Here is a 1158-nt window from a genome sequence, read left to right as displayed (position 1 = left end):
GAGGGTGTCCGCGATTTTGTGTAATCGGGAAATTGTTAATGCTGGGGCATACGCTCGTCGAACATGATGGTGAACCGGTTCAGGGCCGCTTTCCAGTTCTGAATCGGCATCGTCCATTTCTTGCTGATGTTGCGTAGTGCCAGATAATACAGCTTGATTAGCGCATCGTCGTTGGGAAACGAACCACGGCTTTTGGTGACCTTGCGCAGACTCATGTTGACGGACTCGATCGCATTGGTCGTGTAAATCACTTTGCGGATTTCTGCCGGGTAGTCGAAGAACGGAACGATGCGTGGCCAGTTGCGCTGCCATGACTGGACGATCGATGGGTAGTCGGCACCCCAGGTGGCATCGAACTCTGCCAAGCGGATTTCCGCCTCCTCGACGGTGGCTGCGGTGTAAATCGTGCGCAGGTCCGCGGCGACCGTCTTGCGCAATTTCCAGCCGACGAAGTTCAAGCTGTAGCGCACCATGTGCACGATACAAAGCTGCACTGCAGTCTTCGGAAATACTGCTTCAATCGCTTCAGGAAAGCCCTTGAGGCCGTCCACGCAGGCAATGAAAATGTCCTGCACGCCGCGGTTCTTCAGTTCGGTGACGACCTGCAGCCAGAACTTGGCACCTTCGGTCTGCGCCACCCAAAGTCCCAGCAATTCCTTGTCGCCCTGCAGGTTCACGCCCAGGGCCAGGTAGACGGCCTTGACCCGGACCGCGCCGGCGTCGCGCACCTTGGCGTGGATGCAGTCGAGATAGACGATCGGGTACAGCGCATCCAGTGGCCGCGCCTGCCACGCCTTGACTTCGTCCATGACCGCATCGGTGACTGATGAAATCAAGGTCGGCGACACGGCAGTGCCGTACATTTCTTCGAGATGGCTTTGGATTTCCCGCACCGTCATGCCGCGGGCATACAACGACAGGATCTTGTCATCGAAACCAGTCCAGCGGGTCTGATGCTTGGCCACTAACTGGGGTTCGAAACTGCCGTCACGGTCGCGCGGGATATCGATCGGCAAGGCGCCGAAATCGCCCTTGAGCGTCTTGACGCTGCTGCCGTTGCGGGTATTGCCGCTGTCATTGGCGACGGCCTCATGCTTGTCGTGGCCCAGGTGCAAGGCCAGTTCGGCTTGCAGGGCGCGTTCCACGATGGCCTTGGTG

At 58.4% G+C, this 1158-nt stretch carries 1 protein-coding gene; it reads right to left on the bottom strand.

What is annotated here, in order from left to right; all coding sequences use genetic code 11:
- Nucleotides 1-35 precede the first annotated feature (35 nt).
- Nucleotides 36-1158 (bottom strand): IS256 family transposase (locus RCH09_RS19655; protein WP_326942830.1); only part of this gene is annotated, 1123 nt, incomplete at its 5' end.

Origin of the sequence: Actimicrobium sp. GrIS 1.19 (assembly GCF_035984655.1) — a bacterium.
Lineage (GTDB): Bacteria > Pseudomonadota > Gammaproteobacteria > Burkholderiales > Burkholderiaceae_D > Actimicrobium.
The sequence above is the reverse complement of the archived record's forward strand: the minus strand, read 5'-3'. Positions and strand labels throughout refer to the sequence as shown.